The organism is Arthrobacter rhizophilus (assembly GCF_026241105.1).
Classification (GTDB): domain Bacteria; phylum Actinomycetota; class Actinomycetes; order Actinomycetales; family Micrococcaceae; genus Arthrobacter.
Map to the genome: position 1 here is coordinate 1 of NZ_JAPFFT010000051.1, position 18,394 is coordinate 18,394.

Consider the following 18,394-nt stretch of genomic DNA (forward strand, 5'->3'; position numbering starts at 1 on the left):
CCCCTCCCGCCCCCCCCGCCTCCCAAGCTCGGCCCGGCAACCCCGGCGGCGTGGCCCCCGGCTGTAGGTGTCGTTTTGGGCGCCCAAAACGACACCTACTGCCAGCTAGTTGCCCGGGGTGGGCACCACGTAGGCTTGAGCGCATGACTACACCATCCCAGCGCGAGGCCACCGCCGTCGTCGTCGTTGCGGCAGGCTCGGGCGAGCGGCTTGGCTACGGCATGCCCAAGGCAAAGGTGCCGCTGGGCGGCGAAGCCATCCTCACCCATGCCCTTCGCGGCGTCGCCACGGCAGACGTTGCCCGCCAGATCTGCGTGGCGGTTCCCCCAGGGGACCTGGAGCTGCGCGCACTCTGCGAGGAATTCCGGCAGGAGCTCGGCACGGACGGGCCTCTGGTCACTGTGGTCGACGGCGGATCCACGCGTGCTGATTCGGTCCGGGCGGCCCTTGCCGCGGTACTCGAGGGAACGCGCGCTGTGCTGGTTCACGACGCTGCCCGTGCGCTGACTCCCGAACGGGTCTTCCACCGCGTTGCCGTCGCGCTATCCGCAGGCGCCAAGGCGGTCATTCCCGCGATACCGGTCGTGGACACCGTCAAGATGGTTGTGGAAACAGACGGGGACGACGCCGGAATCGCGCCGGAGATCGTCACCGGCACGGCTCCGCGGGAGCAGCTGCGCGCCGTGCAGACTCCGCAAGGTTTCGACTATGAGACTTTGCTGCGTGCCCACGCGGCGGCGGCAGAGTTCGACGACGCGCAGTCCGCGGCTGTCACGGACGACGCCATGCTGGTCGAACTCCTCGGCGTCCCCGTCCACGCAGTTCGGGGCGCCAGCCAGTCGCTGAAAATCACCACGCCGTTGGACCTCATCATTGCCGAAGGCCTGCTCGAAGGTCCGCTCGGAGTCCGCTGGGTGGAAGGCTGATGGGCGCGCAGCCTGGGAGCCCGGCCATGCCGATGCCGCGCACCGGCATCGGGGTGGACGTGCACGCCTACGCACCTGAGGGCGACCCGCAACCGCTGTGGTTGGGAGGCCTGTTTTGGGAGGGGGAGCGGGGGCTCTCTGGGCATTCCGACGGCGATTGCGTGGCCCATGCGGCCGCTGACGCGATCTTCTCCGCTTGCGGCATAGGTGACCTTGGCACACATTTTGGCACCGACCGTCCCGAATTCGCAGGCGCTTCCGGAGCGAAGTTGCTGGGGGAGGCAGCCAGGATTGTCCGCGACGCCGGTTTCGAGATCGGCAATGTGGCGGTGCAGTTCGTGGCCAACAGGCCTAAATTCGGTCCGCGGCGTGAAGAATCGCAGCGCGTCCTCAGCGACGCCGCGGGCGCTCCCGTCAGCGTAACGGCGACAACTAGCGACGGCCTCGGCTTCACTGGACGGGGTGAGGGCATCTCCGCCGTCGCCACGGCCCTCGTCTACGCCGTGCCAGCAGCGCCTCAAGGCGATAGCGCCTGAACGGCGATGGGATGCTGTGCAACGAAGCCAGATGGCGCATCCGCTAATCTGGAGCGGTGACCCTGCGCTTTTACGACACTGCATCCGCCGAAGTCCGCGACTTCGTTCCACTTGAAGCCGGCAAGGCCAGCGTCTACTACTGCGGTGCCACGGTGCAGGGGATGCCGCACGTGGGACATGTCCGTTCCGCGATCGCGTTCGACCAGTTGACCCGCTGGCTCGAATACCGCGGGCTGCGCGTCACGGTGATCCGCAACGTCACCGACATCGACGACAAGATCCTCGCCAAGTCCTCGCAGTCGTTCGGGCCGGACTGGGCTGAGGAACCCACTGCCAAGCCCGAGGAGGAATGGTGGGCCTTGGCCTACCGTTACGAGCAGGAATTCGAGCAGGCCTACGAAGTCCTCGGCGTTTCCCGCCCTACCTACGAGCCGCGCGCCACCGGCCACATCCCGGAGATGCACGCCCTGATTCAAAGGCTCATCGACCGTGGCCATGCCTACCCCGCGCTGGACGACTCCGGGGACGTCTACTTCGACGTCCGCTCCTGGAGCAAGTACGGCTCCCTGACGCGCCAAAACATTGACGACATGCAGGGCGCCGCGGACGTTGAGCCTCAATTCAGCAACAGGAAGCGGGACCCGCGCGACTTTGCGCTGTGGAAGGGCTTCAAGGACGGGGAGCCGACGACGGCGAGCTGGGTTTCGCCGTGGGGAACCGGCCGGCCGGGTTGGCATCTTGAATGCTCAGCGATGGCCACGAAGTACCTGGGCCAGCAGTTCGACATCCACGGCGGCGGCTTGGACCTCCGCTTCCCGCACCACGAGAACGAAATGGCACAGTCGCAGGCCGCTGGCGACGACTTCGCCAATTTCTGGCTGCACAACGGCATGGTCACCTATGAGGGCGAAAAGATGTCCAAGTCCGTAGGCAACACGGTGAGCCCTGCGGAAATGTTGGAGCTCGCAAGTCCGCGCGTGGTCCGTTACTACCTCGGCCAGGCCCAGTACCGCTCCATCCTGGACTATCGGCCCACCTCCCTCCAGGAAGCTGCGGCTGCCGTGGAGCGAATCTACGGTTTCGTCGCGAAGGCGTCCAAGAAGTTCGGTGGCGACTTCGCCGCCCACCCTGAGTCGAGCCCCGTGCCGGACGCTTTTGCTACCGCCATGGACGATGATCTCAACGTGCCGCAGGCGCTTGGCGCCCTGCATGAGACCGTCCGGGCCGGCAACACAGCGCTGGCGTCAGGGGACGATGCCGGTGCCGAGCAGGCGCTCCAGGCCGTGCTGGCTATGACCACCGTTCTTGGACTCAACGATGTCCGCGGCGAAGTCCAGGAAAACTCCGAGACGGCCCAAGCCCTTGAAGTCCTTGTGGAAGCCCAACTGCAGGCCCGCGCCGAGGCGCGCGCCAACAAGGACTGGGCCGCTTCCGACGCGATCCGCCACACTCTAGCGGCCGCCGGAATCGCCGTCGAGGACGGCGCCGATGGCGCTAGCTGGAGCCTCAAAAAGGACTGAGGAGGGGCCGTCGTCCCGATTTAAGTTGATTCAGTAGACTTGGTTGCAGACGTACTCAACACAATCAAGGGTGGATTTCATGGCCAACAACGGTCGCCGGGCTGTCAAAAAGAAGAAGGGCCCCACCACTGGAACCGGTGGCCACGGTCGAAAGGCCTTGGAAGGCAGGGGTCCAACCCCCAAAGCCGAGGACCGTGAATACCACAAGGCATTCAAGAGCAGGCAGCTTGCCGAGCGCTCGGCAGCCAAGCGCTCGGCCGGGGGTACCAGCCGTTCCAACCCCGGCGCCCGCTCGGGCCCGAAGGGTCGCGCTACTGAGGAAGTAGTCACCGGACGCAACTCCGTGGTGGAGGCGCTGCGCGCCGGAATCCCCGCGAAGGCGCTACACGTTGCCATCCGGATCGAGATGGACGATCGCGTCAAGGAGTCCCTCAAGCTCGCCGCCGAACGTGGCATCCCATTGCTGGAAACCGGTAAGCCCGAGCTGGACCGCATGACGGAAGACGCTGTCCACCAGGGCCTCGTATTGCAGATCCCGCCGTACGAATACCAGGACGCCTACGACCTCGCCGAGCAGACGGTCGCCAAGTGGAAGAAGGGCTACATCCCCAACGCGCCCCTCTTCGTTGCACTTGACGGCATTACTGATCCCCGCAACCTGGGCGCCATCATCCGCTCAGTTTCGGCCTTCAGCGGCCACGGCGTGATTGTGCCGGAGCGCCGCTCCGTCGGGGTCACCGCTTCGGCATGGAAGACCAGCGCCGGCGCGGCAGTCCGCGTCCCCGTGGCCCGCGCGGCAAACCTGAACAACGCCCTCAAGCAGTTCAAGCAAATGGGCATCTTCGTGCTGGGCCTTGATGGCGACGGCGATGTCTCACTGCCGGATCTTTCCTTGGCTACCGATCCCGTCTGCATCGTGGTGGGTTCCGAGGGCAAGGGCCTCAGCCGCCTGGTCCGCGAAAACTGCGACCAGATCATCTCCATCCCGATCGACTCGGCCATGGAATCGCTCAACGCCTCCATGGCAGTGGGCATTTCCCTGTACGAAGTCTCAAGGCAGCGCGCCACCAAGTAGCCGACGCCCGCTCACTTTTGAGCGCTTAATCAGCAGCGCTCGCTCACTGCTGAATTAGTGAGCGAGCGCTGCTGTTTGCCCGTAGAGTCTCGTCAGAAGTCGCGGCGGTTGGCCAGGACCGGGAGCTTGACCCTCGCGTCCTCGACGACGTCGGCATCCAGCTCCGCGAACAAGAGGCCAGGTTCGGCGTCGAGCTCTTCCAGGACGGCTCCCAAGGGGGACACGACGACCGAGTGCCCCACTCCGGTGGGTGCGGCACCTTTGGACTCGATGCCTTGGCTCGCGGGGTCGCCCTGGCCGCATGCGAGCACGAAGGTTGTGGTGTCGATCGCCCGGGCACGCGCAAGCAGCTTCCACTGTTCGGCTTTGCCTGGGCCTGCGCCCCAGGACGCGGACACAATATTCACGTCGGCGCCGCGGTCGGCATTGGCGGTAAAGAGGGCTGGAAAACGGACGTCGTAGCAGGTGGCCAGTCCGAAGGTGAGGCCTCCGGCGTCGAACGTCACCGGATCGGTTCCCGCATCAACGGTGTCCGATTCCGCGAAACCGAAGGCATCGAAAAGGTGGATCTTGTCGTAGCTGGTGTCCACTCCTGGGCCGGTGGCGATCAGGGTGTTCCGGACTTTGACGTTGCTACTACCGTCGGAGGACAACCCCGGGGTGAACATCCCGGCCACGATCACGATCCCAAGTTCCCGGGCAATCTCCCGCACCCGATTGGCCCATGGCCCATCCAGGGGCTCGGCGATGTCGAGCAGGGAATTCCCGAACGCCCGCATGGTCGCTTCCGGGAATACCACCAGTTCAGCGCCGCCTTCCTTGGCTCGGCGGGCATAGTCTTCCAACAGGCCCAAGTTGTCCGCCAGCTCGCGGCCGCTGATGATTTGAGCAAGAGCGATTCGCACAATTACCTCCACATTGGTGTATAGGCAAAGTATGCAACGACCGTGGGGAGGATACGAACTCATCCACCTTTGGACGGGCGCATTCGGCCCATTCGACACAATCAGGTGAGGGCGTCCGGCTCGCGAAATGACCAGGAAGCCGGACGATACGACGTTTCAGCAGGTGAGCGGCATGTTTGCCTTCGCACAAGCTGCCAGTGGCTCTACGACTGATGGGCCCGCGCACTGTCATATGAGGCGCGGGCAGGGGAGAATTGGCGTCGGAGACTAAACTCTCAACTAATGGTTATGCCGATTTTTGACACAGCATCTACAGTGGACGCCTCGCGGCCGTCGCCGCTCGGGCTAAGTATTCCGCGGTCTGGGAGCCTCGACGGACACACCCCCGCAGACAGGGTCAACGTCGCCGTCTGGGCCCCCGGTCTCACTCGAGTCGAAATCGCCTACAAGGCCCCCGGCGATTCCTGGAAAGTCCACACGTTGCCCAGGTTCGCCGATGGCGTGCACTACGGCATCGTGGATGGGCTGCCGCCTGGCACCCGGTACGGCTTCCGCGCCGCGCCGGTTGGGGATGCGCTGCCACTCTCCGTTCCCGCCCCGGACTTTGACGCCGACGACGCCGAGCAGCTGCTGCTCGATCCCTACGGCCGGGCGGTGCACCAGCGCGGAGAGCTGCTGAGCTCCGTACGCATGGACTCGGCTTTTGATTGGGGTGACGACCGCCCGCTTCGCACCCCGTGGCGGGACACCATCGTTTACGAAGCACATGTCCGCGGCCAAAGCATCCTGCATCCGGATATCCCCGAGCACCTCCGCGGAACGTTTGCCGGCATGGCACACCCCGCCATGATTGAGCACTTCCAATCGTTGGGTGTGACGTCCGTTCAATTGCTGCCCATCCATTTCCATGTAGATGAACAGCACCTGCAGAACCTGGGCCTGACCAACTACTGGGGCTACAACACGGCCGCCTTTTTTGCCCCCCACGCGGACTATGCCACGCAAGCCGCCCAACAGGCCGGGCCCCATGCCGTCCAGGACGAATTCAAAGGCATGGTGAAACTCCTGCATGCCGCCGGGATCGAAGTCATCCTCGATGTCGTCTACAACCACACGGCGGAGGGCGGGCCCGACGGCGACACCTTCAGTTTCAGGGGTCTGGGGGAGCGACAGTACTATCGCCACGATGCCCACGGCCGCTACCTTGACACGACCGGCTGCGGCAACACCCTCAACTTCGCCGAACCCAGGGTAGTGGACCTGGCTATTGATTCGCTGCGCTATTGGGTGGACGAATTCCACATCGACGGCTTTCGCTTCGACCTTGCCGTGACCCTGTGCCGCAACGCGGGCAATGAGTTCGACCCCCAGCACCCTTTCCTCACACGGATCGCCGAGGACCCGGTGCTTTCCAAATCGAAGCTCATTTCCGAACCATGGGATGTGGGCTACGGCGGCTGGCAGACTGGGCGGTTCCCCAAAGGGTGGGTGGACTGGAACGATCACTTCCGCGACGGCGTACGCCGCTTCTGGCTCTCGGACCGGGGCGCTGCCGAAGCCGGGATGTCCGGGGGCAGTGTAGGAGTCCTTGCCGACGCCTTGACGGGCTCCACCCGGGTCTTCGAGCCCTCGGGACGCTCCCGGCTCGCCTCACTGAACTTCATCACCGCCCATGATGGCTTCGCACTCGCCGACCTGGTGTCCTACGACCGCAAACACAACGAGGCCAACGGCGAACAGAACCGTGACGGCCACAGCGATAACCGCAGCTACAACCACGGATTCGAAGGCCGCACGGAAAACGAGACGATTCTCGCCGCGCGTGCCCTGTCCAAGCGGAACCTCATGACCACGTTGATGCTCTCCATCGGCGTACCCATGATCGCTGCTGGGGACGAACTCGGACGCACACAGCAGGGCAACAACAACGCCTACTGCCAGGACAACCCGCTCACGTGGATCGACTGGACCCAGACACCCGAATCCCATGAGATGCTCCGGAGCACCAAACGGGTGATCCGGCTCCGCAAGGAGTTCATGCAGGCCCAGGATCCAGGCTTCCCGGACAGCCGGACTGGCCTGGAATGGTTTGACGAGAAGGGCCAGCCCATGACGGCGGCCCGCTGGCACGACCCCTCCCTGCGGATTGTGCAGCTCATGATGAGCTCGGAGGGCGGCTCTTACCGCGGACTGATCGTGATCAACGGGAACAAGGATGACAAGAAGGTCGTCCTGCCCAAACTGATTGCCGAATCCGGCGCGGGAAGCCGTATGTTCGAACTGCGCCTGACTACTTCCGAGCTCAACGACCGCAGGCAGGGAGCGTTGGTTGCCGCGGGCGAGCGGGAAGTCGTCCAAGGCAACACCATCAACGTCTACCGCACCTAGGGACACCATGAAGATCTATTCCGCTGACACGTGGACGCTGGAAGAACTGCAGGAACAGGTGTCCGACGCCGGCCGCCGCACCGTGATGGTGCCCCCAGCAGCAAGCAAGCAGGCCGTCTTGGAAGTCTTCGGCCAGGTGCTCGATTTTCCCGAGTACTACGGCGTGGACCTGGACGCCCTCAACGATTCACTCCACGATTTCGCAGACAGCGTCTCTGAGGATGACCAGCCACCCGTCACGTTGATTTGGCAGGTCCCCGCGGCCTACCGGACGGACCGGTCCTTCGGGGTGGTTTGCGAAATCCTCCAGGACGCCGAATCCTACGCTGGGCGGGACCTGGCCGTCATCGCGGTCTTCCAGCAGTAGCGAACCAAGCCGAGCCAGCCGGGTGGGCGCGGACCCGCCCGGCAGGTGCGTGGACCGCTACGCGTTGACGATCAGCCCCAGTTCGGCCTTCGAGGCCAGGGAGGGGTGCTTCGGGAACACGCGGACGGTGTAGCCGAAGGATCCGGAGCGGTTGATCAGGATGGAGCCGGTGAACAGGTGGCGCCCGTTGCCAAGGTCCTCGAACGAGCTCAGTTCGGCCACGGCGATGTCCTCCAGCTCATCGCTTTCTTCGGCCCTCCCGTAGGCCACCTCAACGCTGACGTCGTCCGGTGTCAGGGTATGCAGCGCGATGTAGGCGTTGACCTGCAAGGTGTCGCCGATCTGCGGCTCCTCGGTGACACCGACGGAGTCGACGTGTTCCACGATCAGCTGCGGCCAGGCGTTGTGGATTTTGGTGGTCCAGGCTGCCAGTTCCTTCGCTTCCTTGAATGAACCGGCTACCGCACGGCGTCCCGACTCCGCTGCGGGGCGGTACAGGTTGTTCACGTAGTCCTGGAGCATGCGGTCGGCCGAGACCGCGGGGCCGAGGTGGGCCAGGGTGTGCTTGATCATGGAGACCCAGTGCGTCGGGACGGCCTCCGGGCTGGACTGGGAGGGACCCGCCGCGCCGGCATCTGCGGAGACCGTGGAACCGTAGAAGCGCGGGGCCACCTGGGTCTCCAGGAGTTCGTAGAGGGCGGCGGCCTCGATGTCGTCGCGTTCGGAAGGGGACGCGTCGTTGTTGGCGGTGGGGATCGCCCAGCCGTTCTCGCCGTCGTACATCTCATCCCACCAGCCATCCAGCACGGACAGGTTCAGGGAACCGTTGATGGCCGCCTTCATCCCGGAGGTGCCGCAGGCCTCCAGGGGCCGCAGCGGGTTGTTCAGCCACACATCGCAGCCCGGGAACAGGGTGCGCGCCATGGCGATGTCGTAGTTGGGCAGGAACACGATCCGGTGCCGGACGGCGGGGTCGTCGGTGAACTTCACCAGGTCCTGGATCATCTTCTTGCCCGCGTCGTCCGCCGGGTGGGACTTGCCGGCGATGACCAGTTGGATGGGGTGCTTGGGGTGCAGCAGCAGCGCCTTGAGGCGGGCCGGGTCCCGGAGCATGAGGGTAAGCCGCTTGTAGGTCGGCACGCGCCGGGCGAAGCCGATCGTCAGCACGTCCGGGTCCAGCACGGTGTCCGTCCAGCCCAGTTCCGCATCCGCGGCGCCGCGCTTCTTCCACGCTGCCCGGAGCCGGCGTCGGACGTCTTCCACGAGTGACACCCGAAGCTCCCGGCGGAGTCGCCAGACGTCCTCGTCGCTGACGTTGTAGGCAAGGTCCCATCGGCCCAAGGCCTCGGCCTCGGTTCCGAACTGCTGGCGGGCCAACGCGGAGATGCGCGGATCCACCCACGAGGGCACGTGCACGCCGTTGGTGACCGAGGTGATGGGGATTTCGGAGTGGTCAAAGCCCGGCCAGAGCCCGGAGAACATCTCCCGGGACACCACCCCGTGCAGCTTGGCCACGCCGTTGGCCCGCTGCGCCAGGCGCAGGCCCATGACGGCCATGTTGAAGACCGCCGGGTTGCCGCCCTCGTAGTTCTCACGGCCCAGTTCCAGGACCTTGTCCACCGGGACATCCGGTGCCAGGCCGGCTTCGAAGAAGTGCCTGATCTGCACGGCCTCGAACCGGTCGATCCCGGCAGGCACGGGGGTGTGCGTGGTGAACACCGTGGACGCACGCCCCGCGGCCAGGGCCTCGGACCAGGTCAGCGGGGCCTCGGAGGACATCAGCTCCTGGATCCGTTCGATGCCCAGGAAACCGGCATGGCCCTCGTTGGTGTGGAACACCTCCGGTGCCGGGGTGCCCGTGAGCCGCTGGTGGACGCGCAGCGCCTTCACCCCGCCCATGCCCAGCAGCAGCTCCTGCTGCAGCCGGTGGTCACCGCCCCCGCCGTAGAGACGGTCAGTGATCCCGCGCGCCGCGTCATCGTTGGCGGGGACGTTCGAATCGAGCAGCAGGAGCGGAACGCGCCCGACGTCGGCACGCCAGATGTGCGCGTTAAGCTTGCGTCCGTTGGGCAGCGGCAGCGAGATCAACACTGGCTTGCCGGTGCCGTCCTCGGACGGTTCGCGCAGCAACGTCAGCGGCAGTCCGTCAGGATCCAGCACCGGATAGGTTTCCTGCTGCCAGGCGTCCCGCGAAAGGGACTGCTTGAAATAGCCGGCCTGGTAGAGCAGCCCGACGCCGATCAGCGGCACACCCAGGTCCGAGGCAGCCTTCAAATGGTCCCCGGCCAGGATCCCCAGGCCCCCGGAGTACTGCGGAAGCACCTCGGTGATACCAAACTCGGGCGAGAAGTAGGCGATGCACGCCGGGGCGTCCGGACCCAGGCCCTGGTACCAGCGCGGCTCGCTCAGGTACCGGTCAAGATCCGCAGCCGCGTGCTGGACACGCTCAACAAGATCGTTGTTGGAGGCAAGTTGGTACAGCTGCTCACGGCCTATTGACCCGAGAAGACTAATGGGATCGTGGCGACTCTCCTCCCACAATTCGTGGTCGAGGCTCGCAAAGAGTTCGCGGGTGGGCCGGTGCCAAGACCAACGCAGGTTCGTCGCGAGACGCGCCAGTGGCCGGATCGGCTCGGGGAGCAGGGTACGGACTGTAAACCTTCGAATTGCCTTCACGAGCGCCACACTAATCCACTCGGTGGACAGCAGGAACAGCTTTCGGTTTCTTTTAGGTAAATGACACATTGCGCCGAAGAGTCTGGGGCACCTCTTCGCAAAATGTGATTTTTCTCGCTAACGTCGAGGTTGTGACCACTACTGCAACTCCGCGATCCAGCTCAGCATCCAAGCCCAAGCAGAAGACCGGTATCACCGAAGGTCTCAGATTCGGCAGATTCCCGATCACGGCCGTGCAGCCCGTGATCGAGGAAGGCCGGTTCCCAGCCAAAGCGTTGTCTGGTGAAGACTTGGTGGTAGGCGCCACGGTCTTCCGTGAAGGCCACGACCAGCTTGGGGTGAGTGCCATCCTGCTGGACCCCAAAGGCAAAGAGCGCCAGCGTGTCCGTCTCGCCCCGGCCCCGGGCGAGCGTGGCAAAGGAACCGATCGTTGGGAGGGGCTGCTGACCCCGACGTCGCCCGGAGTCTGGACTTTCGCGATCGAAGCCTGGCACGACCGCTACGGCACATGGCATCACAACGCCGAAGTGAAGGTCGAAGCCGGCATCGACGTGGAGCTGATGCTCGCTGAAGGCGTCGCTCTGCTCGCTGAAGCGGCTGGGGAGAGCACTCGAGGCGGGGCAGACAAGCGCACCCTCCGCGCCGCCTCTGAGGGCCTCGCCGATACTTCGAAGACTGCCGAGGAGCGCCTGGCTGCCGGTTTCAGCACAGAAGTCGCCGCCGTCCTCGAGCGCCAACCGATCCGCGAAATGGTGACCGTCTCGGAACAGTACCCGCTCCTGGTGGAGCGTGACCTCGCCGGCCGCGGAGCCTGGTACGAATTCTTCCCCCGCTCCGAGGGCGCCGTTTTGGATCCCGCCACGGGAACGTGGACTTCAGGCAACTTCACGACGGCGGCCAAGAGGCTCGACGCCGTTGCGGACATGGGCTTCGACGTCATCTATCTGCCGCCCATCCACCCGATTGGCTTCCAGCACCGTAAGGGCCGCAACAACACCCTGACTCCGGGTCCGCAGGATCCGGGCTCGCCGTGGGCCATCGGCTCCGAGGCTGGCGGCCACGACGCCATCCATCCGGAACTGGGATCGTTCGAGGATTTCGACGCTTTTGTGGTCCGCGCCAATGAGCTGGGCCTCGAAGTGGCGCTGGACTTTGCGCTGCAGGCCGCCCCGGACCATCCCTGGGTGAAGACCAACCCGGAATGGTTCACCACTCGCGTGGACGGCAGCATCGCCTATGCCGAAAACCCGCCCAAGAAGTACCAGGACATCTACCCGCTGAACTTCGACAACGATCCCGCCAGGCTATCCAAGGAAATCCTGCGGATTGTCTTACTCTGGGTGAGCCACGGCGTGAAGATTTTCCGTGTGGACAACCCCCACACCAAACCGGTGTGGTTCTGGGAATGGCTGATCGGCAAGGTCAACAAGAAGCACCCCGACGTCGTTTTCCTCGCCGAGGCGTTCACTCGCCCGGCGATGATGCACGCCCTTGGCCGGGCAGGCTTCCAGCAGTCGTACACCTACTTCACGTGGCGGAACACCAAAACCGAGCTGGAGTCGTATTTCCAAGAGGTCAGCCACGTTTCCCCCGCATACTTCAGGCCCAATTTCTTCGTCAACACCCCTGACATCCTCACCGAGTATCTGCAATACGGCGGTCCGGCTGCGTTCCGCATCCGCGCAGCATTGGCTGCGACGGCGAGCCCGCTCTGGGGCGTCTACGCCGGATTCGAGCTGTACGAGCACGTGGCGCGTCCGGGGGCCGAGGAGTACATCGACAACGAGAAATACGAGTTCAAGGACCGGGACTGGGATGCCGCGGCAGCGTCCGGGCACAGTCTCGCCCCCTACATCACGCGGCTTAACGCCATCCGGAAGGCCCACCCCGCCTTGGGTGATCTGCAGAACCTGACCTTGCACCACAGCACGGATGACGCCACCATCGTGTTCTCCAAGCACAAGACCTTGCCTGACGGCAGCAAAGACACCTTGATCATTGTTGTCAACGTCGATCCCCACGGCACCAGGGAAAGCACCGTGACCCTGGATCTGTCCGCTCTTTCGCTGGATCCAGCCGACTTCACCGCAAACGGAAGATTCTGGGTGGATGATCTGGTCAGCGGCGAAAGCTGGGAGTGGGGCGAGTACAACTACGTTCGACTGGACGCCCACAAAGAACCGGCACACATTCTCAATATCCGGAGGTAGCCTTAGTGAGCTTTAATCCGCAGGGTCAGAGTCAGTACTTCACGCCGAAGAACACTTTCGAGCTGAACGCCCCGGGTCTTCAACATGACCCTCATTGGTATCGGAAGGCTGTTTTCTACGAAGTGCTGGTGAGGGCCTTCGCGGACGCCAACGGCGACGGTTCGGGCGACTTCCATGGTCTGATCGAAAAGCTGGACTATCTTCAGTGGCTGGGGGTGGACTGCTTGTGGCTGCCGCCGTTCTTCGATTCTCCCCTGCGGGACGGCGGCTACGACATTTCCGACTACACCTCTGTGTTGGACGAGTTCGGCACCATCAGCGACTTCAAACGGCTCGTAGCCGAAGCGCACGCGAGGGGTGTCAGGGTCATTATCGACCTCCCGCTGAACCACACCTCGGACCAGCACCCATGGTTCCAGGAATCACGCAAGAACCCGGATGGTCCGTACGGCGATTTCTATGTGTGGAGTGACACCGACGAGAAGTACCAGGACGCGCGCATCATCTTCGTGGACACAGAAGAGTCGAACTGGACCTTTGATCCCATACGCCGGCAGTTCTTTTGGCACCGCTTCTTCAGCCACCAGCCTGACCTGAACTTCGAGAACCCCAAGGTCATCGAAGCGCTCCACGATGTTGTCCGGTTTTGGCTGGACCAAGGCATTGATGGGTTCAGGGCGGACGCCATTCCATACCTCTTCGAAGAAGAGGGCACCAATTGTGAAAACCTGCCCGCCACCCACGGTTTCCTGCGGGACCTTCGCAAAATGGTGGATGAGAACTATCCGGGCCGCGTGATCATCGCCGAAGCCAACCAACCGCCCCACGACGTCGTGGAGTACTTCGGCTCAGAGGAAGAACCGGAATGCCACATGGCCTTCCACTTTCCCATCATGCCGCGCCTGTACTACGCCCTGCGCGACCAGAAAGCATCCCACATCATCGAAACTTTGCGGGACACTCCGGAAATCCCGGCAGGTGCGCAATGGGGAACCTTCCTGCGCAACCATGACGAGCTGACTTTGGAAATGGTCACCGCCGACGAACGTGCCGCCATGCTGGGTTGGTACGCTCCAGACCCGCGGATGCGCGCCAACATCGGCATCAGGCGCAGGCTCGCCTCGCTGCTGGACAACTCCCGTTCCGAGATCGAGCTGATCAACGCCTTGCTGCTTTCCCTGCCGGGCAGCCCCTTCTTGTACTACGGGGATGAAATCGGGATGGGGGACAACATCTGGCTTGACGATCGTGACGCCGTTCGCACGCCGATGCAATGGAACCCGGACCGCAACGCAGGCTTCTCCAACGCTGATCCTGGAAAGCTCTACCTGCCTGTCATCCAGTCGCTGGTCTACAACTACAGCATGGCCAACGTCGAGGCCGAAGCTGCCCACTCGGGCTCGCTCTTGCGCTGGACCCGCCAGATCTTGAGTGTCCGGAAGAACCATGCGGCCTTCGGGCTGGGCGGCTTCAGGCACGTTCCGGCAGACCATGAAGTTGTCCTTGCCTATCTGCGCGAGCTTCCGGAGAACAATCCGGAGGGCGAGGAAGCCGAATCCATCCTGTGTGTTTTCAACCTGTCCCAGCATCCGGTGGCTACCACCTTGGATATCCCTGAATACGCCGGACGAGGCCTCAGGGACGTCTTCGGGGGCCAGCCGTTCCCAGGGATAGGCAACGACGGTTCACTGACCATCACGCTCGGCAGCCATGACTTCTTCTGGCTCCGCGTACGCTCGGCGGGTTCCACCGGATCCACGCCTTACACCCAGGCCATCCCAGTGCTCTCCATTGAAGGCTGATATGAGTCTCTCGGCACCCACCACGGTCCTGGCACCCCTACTCAAGGAATGGCTGCCCCGGCAGCGCTGGTTTCCGGTCAAGGCAGGGGCGTTCGATCTGGACTTCGTCGGCTCCTTCCAACTCCAGCAACCCGACGCAGGGATCGGCTTGGAAGTCCGGTTGCTGTCCATCCGCTACGCCACGGCCGACGGCGGGATGCAGACTGACATTGTCCAGGTACCGCTCAGCTACCGCTCTACTCCGGCAGCCACTTTGGCGGCCGCTTTGGTGGGCCAGCTCGACGACGATAGGCCGGTCTGGGTATACGACGCACCCCACGATCCGGTCTTCGCGACCGCGTGGCTCGAACTCATCCAGGGTCTGGCCATGGCCGAACCCGGAGAAGGCGAAGGTACCGCGAGCGGGCATTCGGTGCCTGGCGGCCTGCGCCTGCCCAGCGGTTCAGGATCCGTGCGGGTCTCATCCGGTGAGCAGTCCAACACTTCGGTGATCGTCGACGACGGCGTGTCTGCGGCGATCGTGAAGATCTTCCGGGTGTTGTCCATCGGTAAGAACCCTGAGGTGGAGGTCGGTGCGGCCTTGACCTCGGGAGGAACCAAGGAGGTGCCCTCCACGCTCGGCTGGATTACGGGAACATGGGAGGCAAGGACACCCCTGGGCCGGCATGGCACAGCCTCAGCGGACCTCGCCGTGGCCCACGAGTTCCTTGCGGGCGGGCAAGACGCTTGGCGCTTAGCCGTCACCGCCGCCGCATCCGGCACGGACTTCACCGCCGAGGCCCGGCAGATGGGCCAGGCGACGGCCACCGTGCATCTGCGGCTCGCGGAAACCCTTGGAACGGCCCGGGAAGGGGTTCCGGGCCAGGACATTGCCGCCGAAGTAGCCCGGCGGGTCCGCCAGTCGTGGGCCGAAGCGGGTACCGCCGTCGGGCCCCAAGAGCAGCAGCTCGAGGCACTCCTGACGCAATTGTCCGGCAAGGAAGCCGGGACGCTGCAGCGGATCCATGGGGACCTTCACCTGGGCCAGATCCTCTTGGTGCCCGGCGCCGGGGGAGAACCGGGGCGGTGGGCGATCCTCGACTTTGAAGGGGAGCCCCTTCGGCCGATCGAACTCCGTAACATTCCCGACGTTCCCCTGCGCGATGTCGTGGGAATGTTGCGGTCCTTTGACTATGCGGCCGGTGCAGCCGCCCGCGAGAATACCGGGGCCACTGTCCCGGTGACATGGGTTGACGACTGCGCTGAAGCGTTCCTGGCCGGCTACAGCGACATCACCCCCGGAACCATTGACCGCCGCTCGCCGCTCTTTGTGGCATTGTGGCTGGACAAGGCCTTGTACGAGGTGATCTACGAGTTGCGGAACAGGCCGGATTGGTTACCCATTCCGGTCAACGCTTCACGGAAGCTACTCGGAAATACGAGCCCCGGCACGGATGCCGCGGCGACATCGGAAGGTAAGGAAATGACAGGCTCAGCACGTACCGAACGGCCCCGAGTCCCGCTGTATGTGGACGCCGCTACCCTGGGCCGGGTGGGCGCCGGTGCGCATCACGCCCCGCACTCTGTACTGGGCGCCCACCTTGACGATCACGGCCACGTCACCATCCGCACCGTCAAGCACCTGGCGGAGTCCGTCACGGTAGTCACCGAAGCCGGCTCCACAGCGATGACCCATGAGACCGACGGCGTCTGGGTAGCGGTTCTCGAGCCGCTGCAGCACGGCCATGTGCCGGACTACCGCTTGGAAGTGGTGTATGGCGACTCCGCCCCGGTGACGCTCGATGATCCCTACCATTACCTTCCAACTGTCGGCGAGGTGGACCTGCACCTCATCGGAGAAGGCCGGCATGAACGGCTCTGGGACACACTCGGCTCCCACGTGCAGCACTATCGCTCTTCACTGGGCGATGTAGACGGCGTCTCCTTCGCCGTCTGGGCTCCCAACGCTCAAGCAGTCCGCGTCAAGGGCGAATTCAACTCGTGGGATGGACGTGAGCACGCCTTGCGCTCGCTCGGCTCTTCCGGTGTATGGGAAGTCTTCATCCCAGGTGTTGTAGCAGGGGCGCGCTACAAATTCGAGCTGCTCACGAAGGCTGGCCATTGGGTGGAGAAAGCCGACCCTCTCGCCTTCGGCACGGAAGTTCCCCCTTTGACGGCATCACGGGTGGTGGAGTCCAGCTACCGGTTCAAGGACGACGCCTGGATGACGGCGCGCGCCAACAAAGATCCGCATAATTCGCCTATGAGCGTCTACGAAGTCCACCTCGGTTCCTGGCGCCTCGGCCTCGGATACAAGGAGCTGGCCAAGGACCTTGTGGAATATGTGAAGTGGCTTGGCTTCACCCACGTCGAGTTAATGCCGGTGGCCGAGCACCCCTTTGGTGGTTCATGGGGCTACCAAGTCACATCCTATTTTGCTCCGACCTCCCGGTTCGGGCATCCGGACGAGTTCCGTTTCCTGGTCGATTCCCTGCACCAAGCAGGCATCGGCGTCATCCTGGACTGGGTCCCGGCGCATTTCCCGAAGGACGCATGGGCCCTTGCGCGTTTCGACGGCGAACCACTGTACGAGCACTCGGACCCCCGGCTTGGCGAACACCCGGACTGGGGCACTCTCATCTTCGACTTCGGTCGCACCGAGGTTCGCAACTTCCTGGTGGCGAACGCCTTGTACTGGCTCGAGGAATTCCACATCGATGGCCTTCGCGTGGACGCCGTCGCCTCCATGCTCTACAGGGACTACTCCCGCGAGGAAGGGGAGTGGTTCCCCAACGTTCACGGAGGGCGCGAGAACCTTGAAGCCATCTCCTTCCTCCAGGAAGTCAACGCCACCATTTACAAGACCCACCCTGGGGCCGTGACCATTGCCGAGGAATCCACGGCGTTTCCAGGCGTCACCGCCCCGACCAACCACGGCGGCCTGGGATTCGGCCTCAAGTGGAACATGGGCTGGATGCACGACTCCCTCAAGTACATCTCCGAAAACCCGGTAAACCGCCGCTGGCACCACGGCACCGTGACGTTCTCCATGGTCTACGCCTTCACGGAAAATTTCCTGCTGCCCATCAGCCACGACGAGGTAGTGCATGGCAAGGGATCCATGCTGCGTAAGATGCCTGGGGACCGTTGGCAGCAGCTTGCCAACGTGCGGGCGTTCATGGCCTACCAATGGGCGCACCCGGGCAAGCAGCTCATCTTCATGGGCACCGAATTCGGCCAGGAGGCCGAATGGTCCGAACAGCACGGCCTTGACTGGTTCCTCGCGGACATCCCGTCGCACCGCGGACTGCAGTTGCTCACCCGCGAGTTGAATACGCTATACAGCGCGACGCCGGCCCTGCATGTGAGGGACAACGAGCCGGGCGGCTTCCAGTGGATCAACGGGGCGGACGCGGATCGCAACGTGCTCACGTTCATCCGTTGGGACCACGACGGCAACCCCTTGGTTTGTGCCGTGAACTTCTCCGGCGGCCCGCACCAGGACTATGTCCTTGGCGTTCCGTCTGCCGGCGCTTGGCAGGAAGTTCTCAACACCGACGCCGAGGTGTACGGCGGATCGGGCGTCATCAACGCTGGTGAACTTGTTGCCACGGCACCCGGGGCGGAAGGACAACCTGCGGCATTGACCGTCACCCTGCCGCCGCTTGGTGCCTCCTGGTTCACGCCTTTGGCCTAGTGGTTCTTGTTTAGCCGAACGCAAAGGGTCCGGAAGCCTTGAGTTTCCGGACCTTTGCGTAGATCTCGCGGGCACTGCTGAAGCGCAGGAAGCCGTCTGGTGGGGGTTTTGCCTCCCCGGAAAAGTGGTGGTATAGTTAGTACCCGCGCTGCTCCCCAGTGGAGATCGGTGAAGTTGACTGAGTTCCTCGTGAAAATCAAGTCAAGAACGCCGATTTGACTAGGAGGTAAGCAGCCGGTAAGTTTGGGAAGTTGCTCCGGAGCGATCGCGGGCCCTTTGTGGGTGTGGGTGGTGTCGGGTGTGTCTGTTGTTT

At 63.8% G+C, this 18,394-nt stretch carries 11 protein-coding genes; 9 read left to right on the forward strand and 2 right to left on the reverse strand.

Features of this window, described 5'->3' with window-relative positions:
- Positions 1–143 precede the first annotated feature (143 nt).
- The 4 genes from ispD to rlmB all read left to right on the forward strand — a co-directional run bounded on the left by ispD (position 144) and on the right by rlmB (position 4,057).
- Positions 144–926: a 2-C-methyl-D-erythritol 4-phosphate cytidylyltransferase gene (gene ispD / locus OOZ51_RS21530; RefSeq protein WP_265981970.1), complete on the forward strand. Its 783-nt coding sequence runs from the start codon at positions 144–146 to the stop codon at positions 924–926.
- Positions 927–952: 26 nt separating this feature from the next.
- The gene (ispF, locus tag OOZ51_RS21535; RefSeq protein ID WP_265981985.1) at positions 953–1,462 is read left to right on the forward strand and encodes a 2-C-methyl-D-erythritol 2,4-cyclodiphosphate synthase; all 510 of its coding nucleotides are present in this window, start codon (positions 953–955) and stop codon (positions 1,460–1,462) included.
- A gap of 56 nt (positions 1,463–1,518) precedes the next feature.
- Positions 1,519–2,982 carry a cysteine--tRNA ligase gene (cysS, locus tag OOZ51_RS21540; RefSeq protein WP_265981974.1) on the forward strand — a complete coding sequence of 488 codons (1,464 nt, stop codon included), beginning with the start codon at positions 1,519–1,521 and terminating at the stop codon, positions 2,980–2,982.
- Between the two features lie 79 nt (positions 2,983–3,061).
- Positions 3,062–4,057 carry a 23S rRNA (guanosine(2251)-2'-O)-methyltransferase RlmB gene (gene rlmB, locus OOZ51_RS21545; protein ID WP_265981975.1) on the forward strand — a complete coding sequence of 332 codons (996 nt, stop codon included), beginning with the start codon at positions 3,062–3,064 and terminating at the stop codon, positions 4,055–4,057.
- Between the two features lie 92 nt (positions 4,058–4,149).
- Here the strand turns inward: rlmB and OOZ51_RS21550 are convergent, their stop codons facing one another.
- A complete protein-coding gene (locus OOZ51_RS21550) occupies positions 4,150–4,962 on the reverse strand; it encodes a carbon-nitrogen hydrolase family protein (protein WP_265981976.1) in 813 nt (270 codons plus the stop codon).
- Between the two features lie 282 nt (positions 4,963–5,244).
- On the opposite strand from OOZ51_RS21550, the gene glgX reads away from it, so the two are divergent.
- Both glgX and OOZ51_RS21560 read left to right on the forward strand, forming a co-directional pair.
- Positions 5,245–7,350, forward strand: coding sequence for a glycogen debranching protein GlgX (gene glgX / locus OOZ51_RS21555; protein ID WP_265981978.1), 2,106 nt, complete (start codon positions 5,245–5,247; stop codon positions 7,348–7,350).
- Between the two features lie 7 nt (positions 7,351–7,357).
- Entirely contained in the window at positions 7,358–7,717 is a 360-nt protein-coding gene (locus tag OOZ51_RS21560) for a barstar family protein (RefSeq protein ID WP_265981979.1), read from the forward strand.
- A 57-nt stretch (positions 7,718–7,774) separates the two neighbouring features.
- On the opposite strand, the gene glgP is transcribed toward OOZ51_RS21560, so the two are convergent.
- Complete coding sequence (glgP, locus tag OOZ51_RS21565) at positions 7,775–10,393, reverse strand: alpha-glucan family phosphorylase (protein WP_265981986.1); 2,619 nt, start codon at positions 10,391–10,393, stop codon at positions 7,775–7,777.
- Between the two features lie 131 nt (positions 10,394–10,524).
- Between glgP and OOZ51_RS21570 the strand changes: the two genes are divergently transcribed.
- The 3 genes from OOZ51_RS21570 to OOZ51_RS21580 are packed head-to-tail and all read left to right on the forward strand — an operon-like array spanning position 10,525 to position 18,081.
- Complete coding sequence (locus OOZ51_RS21570; RefSeq protein ID WP_323054824.1) at positions 10,525–12,603, forward strand: alpha-1,4-glucan--maltose-1-phosphate maltosyltransferase; 2,079 nt, start codon at positions 10,525–10,527, stop codon at positions 12,601–12,603.
- Between the two features lie 5 nt (positions 12,604–12,608).
- On the forward strand, positions 12,609–14,405 hold the full coding sequence (treS, locus tag OOZ51_RS21575) for a maltose alpha-D-glucosyltransferase (protein WP_265981981.1): 1,797 nt from the start codon (positions 12,609–12,611) through the stop codon (positions 14,403–14,405).
- 1 nt (position 14,406) lies between these two features.
- Positions 14,407–18,081 carry a 1,4-alpha-glucan branching enzyme gene (locus tag OOZ51_RS21580; protein ID WP_265981983.1) on the forward strand — a complete coding sequence of 1,225 codons (3,675 nt, stop codon included), beginning with the start codon at positions 14,407–14,409 and terminating at the stop codon, positions 18,079–18,081.
- The last annotated feature ends 313 nt before the right edge of the window (positions 18,082–18,394 follow it).

Bases quoted from the DNA above. Each gene is read 5' to 3' on its own strand.
- glgX (WP_265981978.1), top strand. From the start codon at position 5,245: ATGGTTATGCCGATTTTTGACACAGCATCTACAGTGGACGCCTCGCGG.
- rlmB (WP_265981975.1), top strand. From the start codon at position 3,062: ATGGCCAACAACGGTCGCCGGGCTGTCAAAAAGAAGAAGGGCCCCACC.
- ispF (WP_265981985.1), top strand. From the start codon at position 953: ATGCCGATGCCGCGCACCGGCATCGGGGTGGACGTGCACGCCTACGCA.
- OOZ51_RS21580 (WP_265981983.1), top strand. From the start codon at position 14,407: ATGAGTCTCTCGGCACCCACCACGGTCCTGGCACCCCTACTCAAGGAA.
- ispD (WP_265981970.1), top strand. From the start codon at position 144: ATGACTACACCATCCCAGCGCGAGGCCACCGCCGTCGTCGTCGTTGCG.
- OOZ51_RS21560 (WP_265981979.1), top strand. From the start codon at position 7,358: ATGAAGATCTATTCCGCTGACACGTGGACGCTGGAAGAACTGCAGGAA.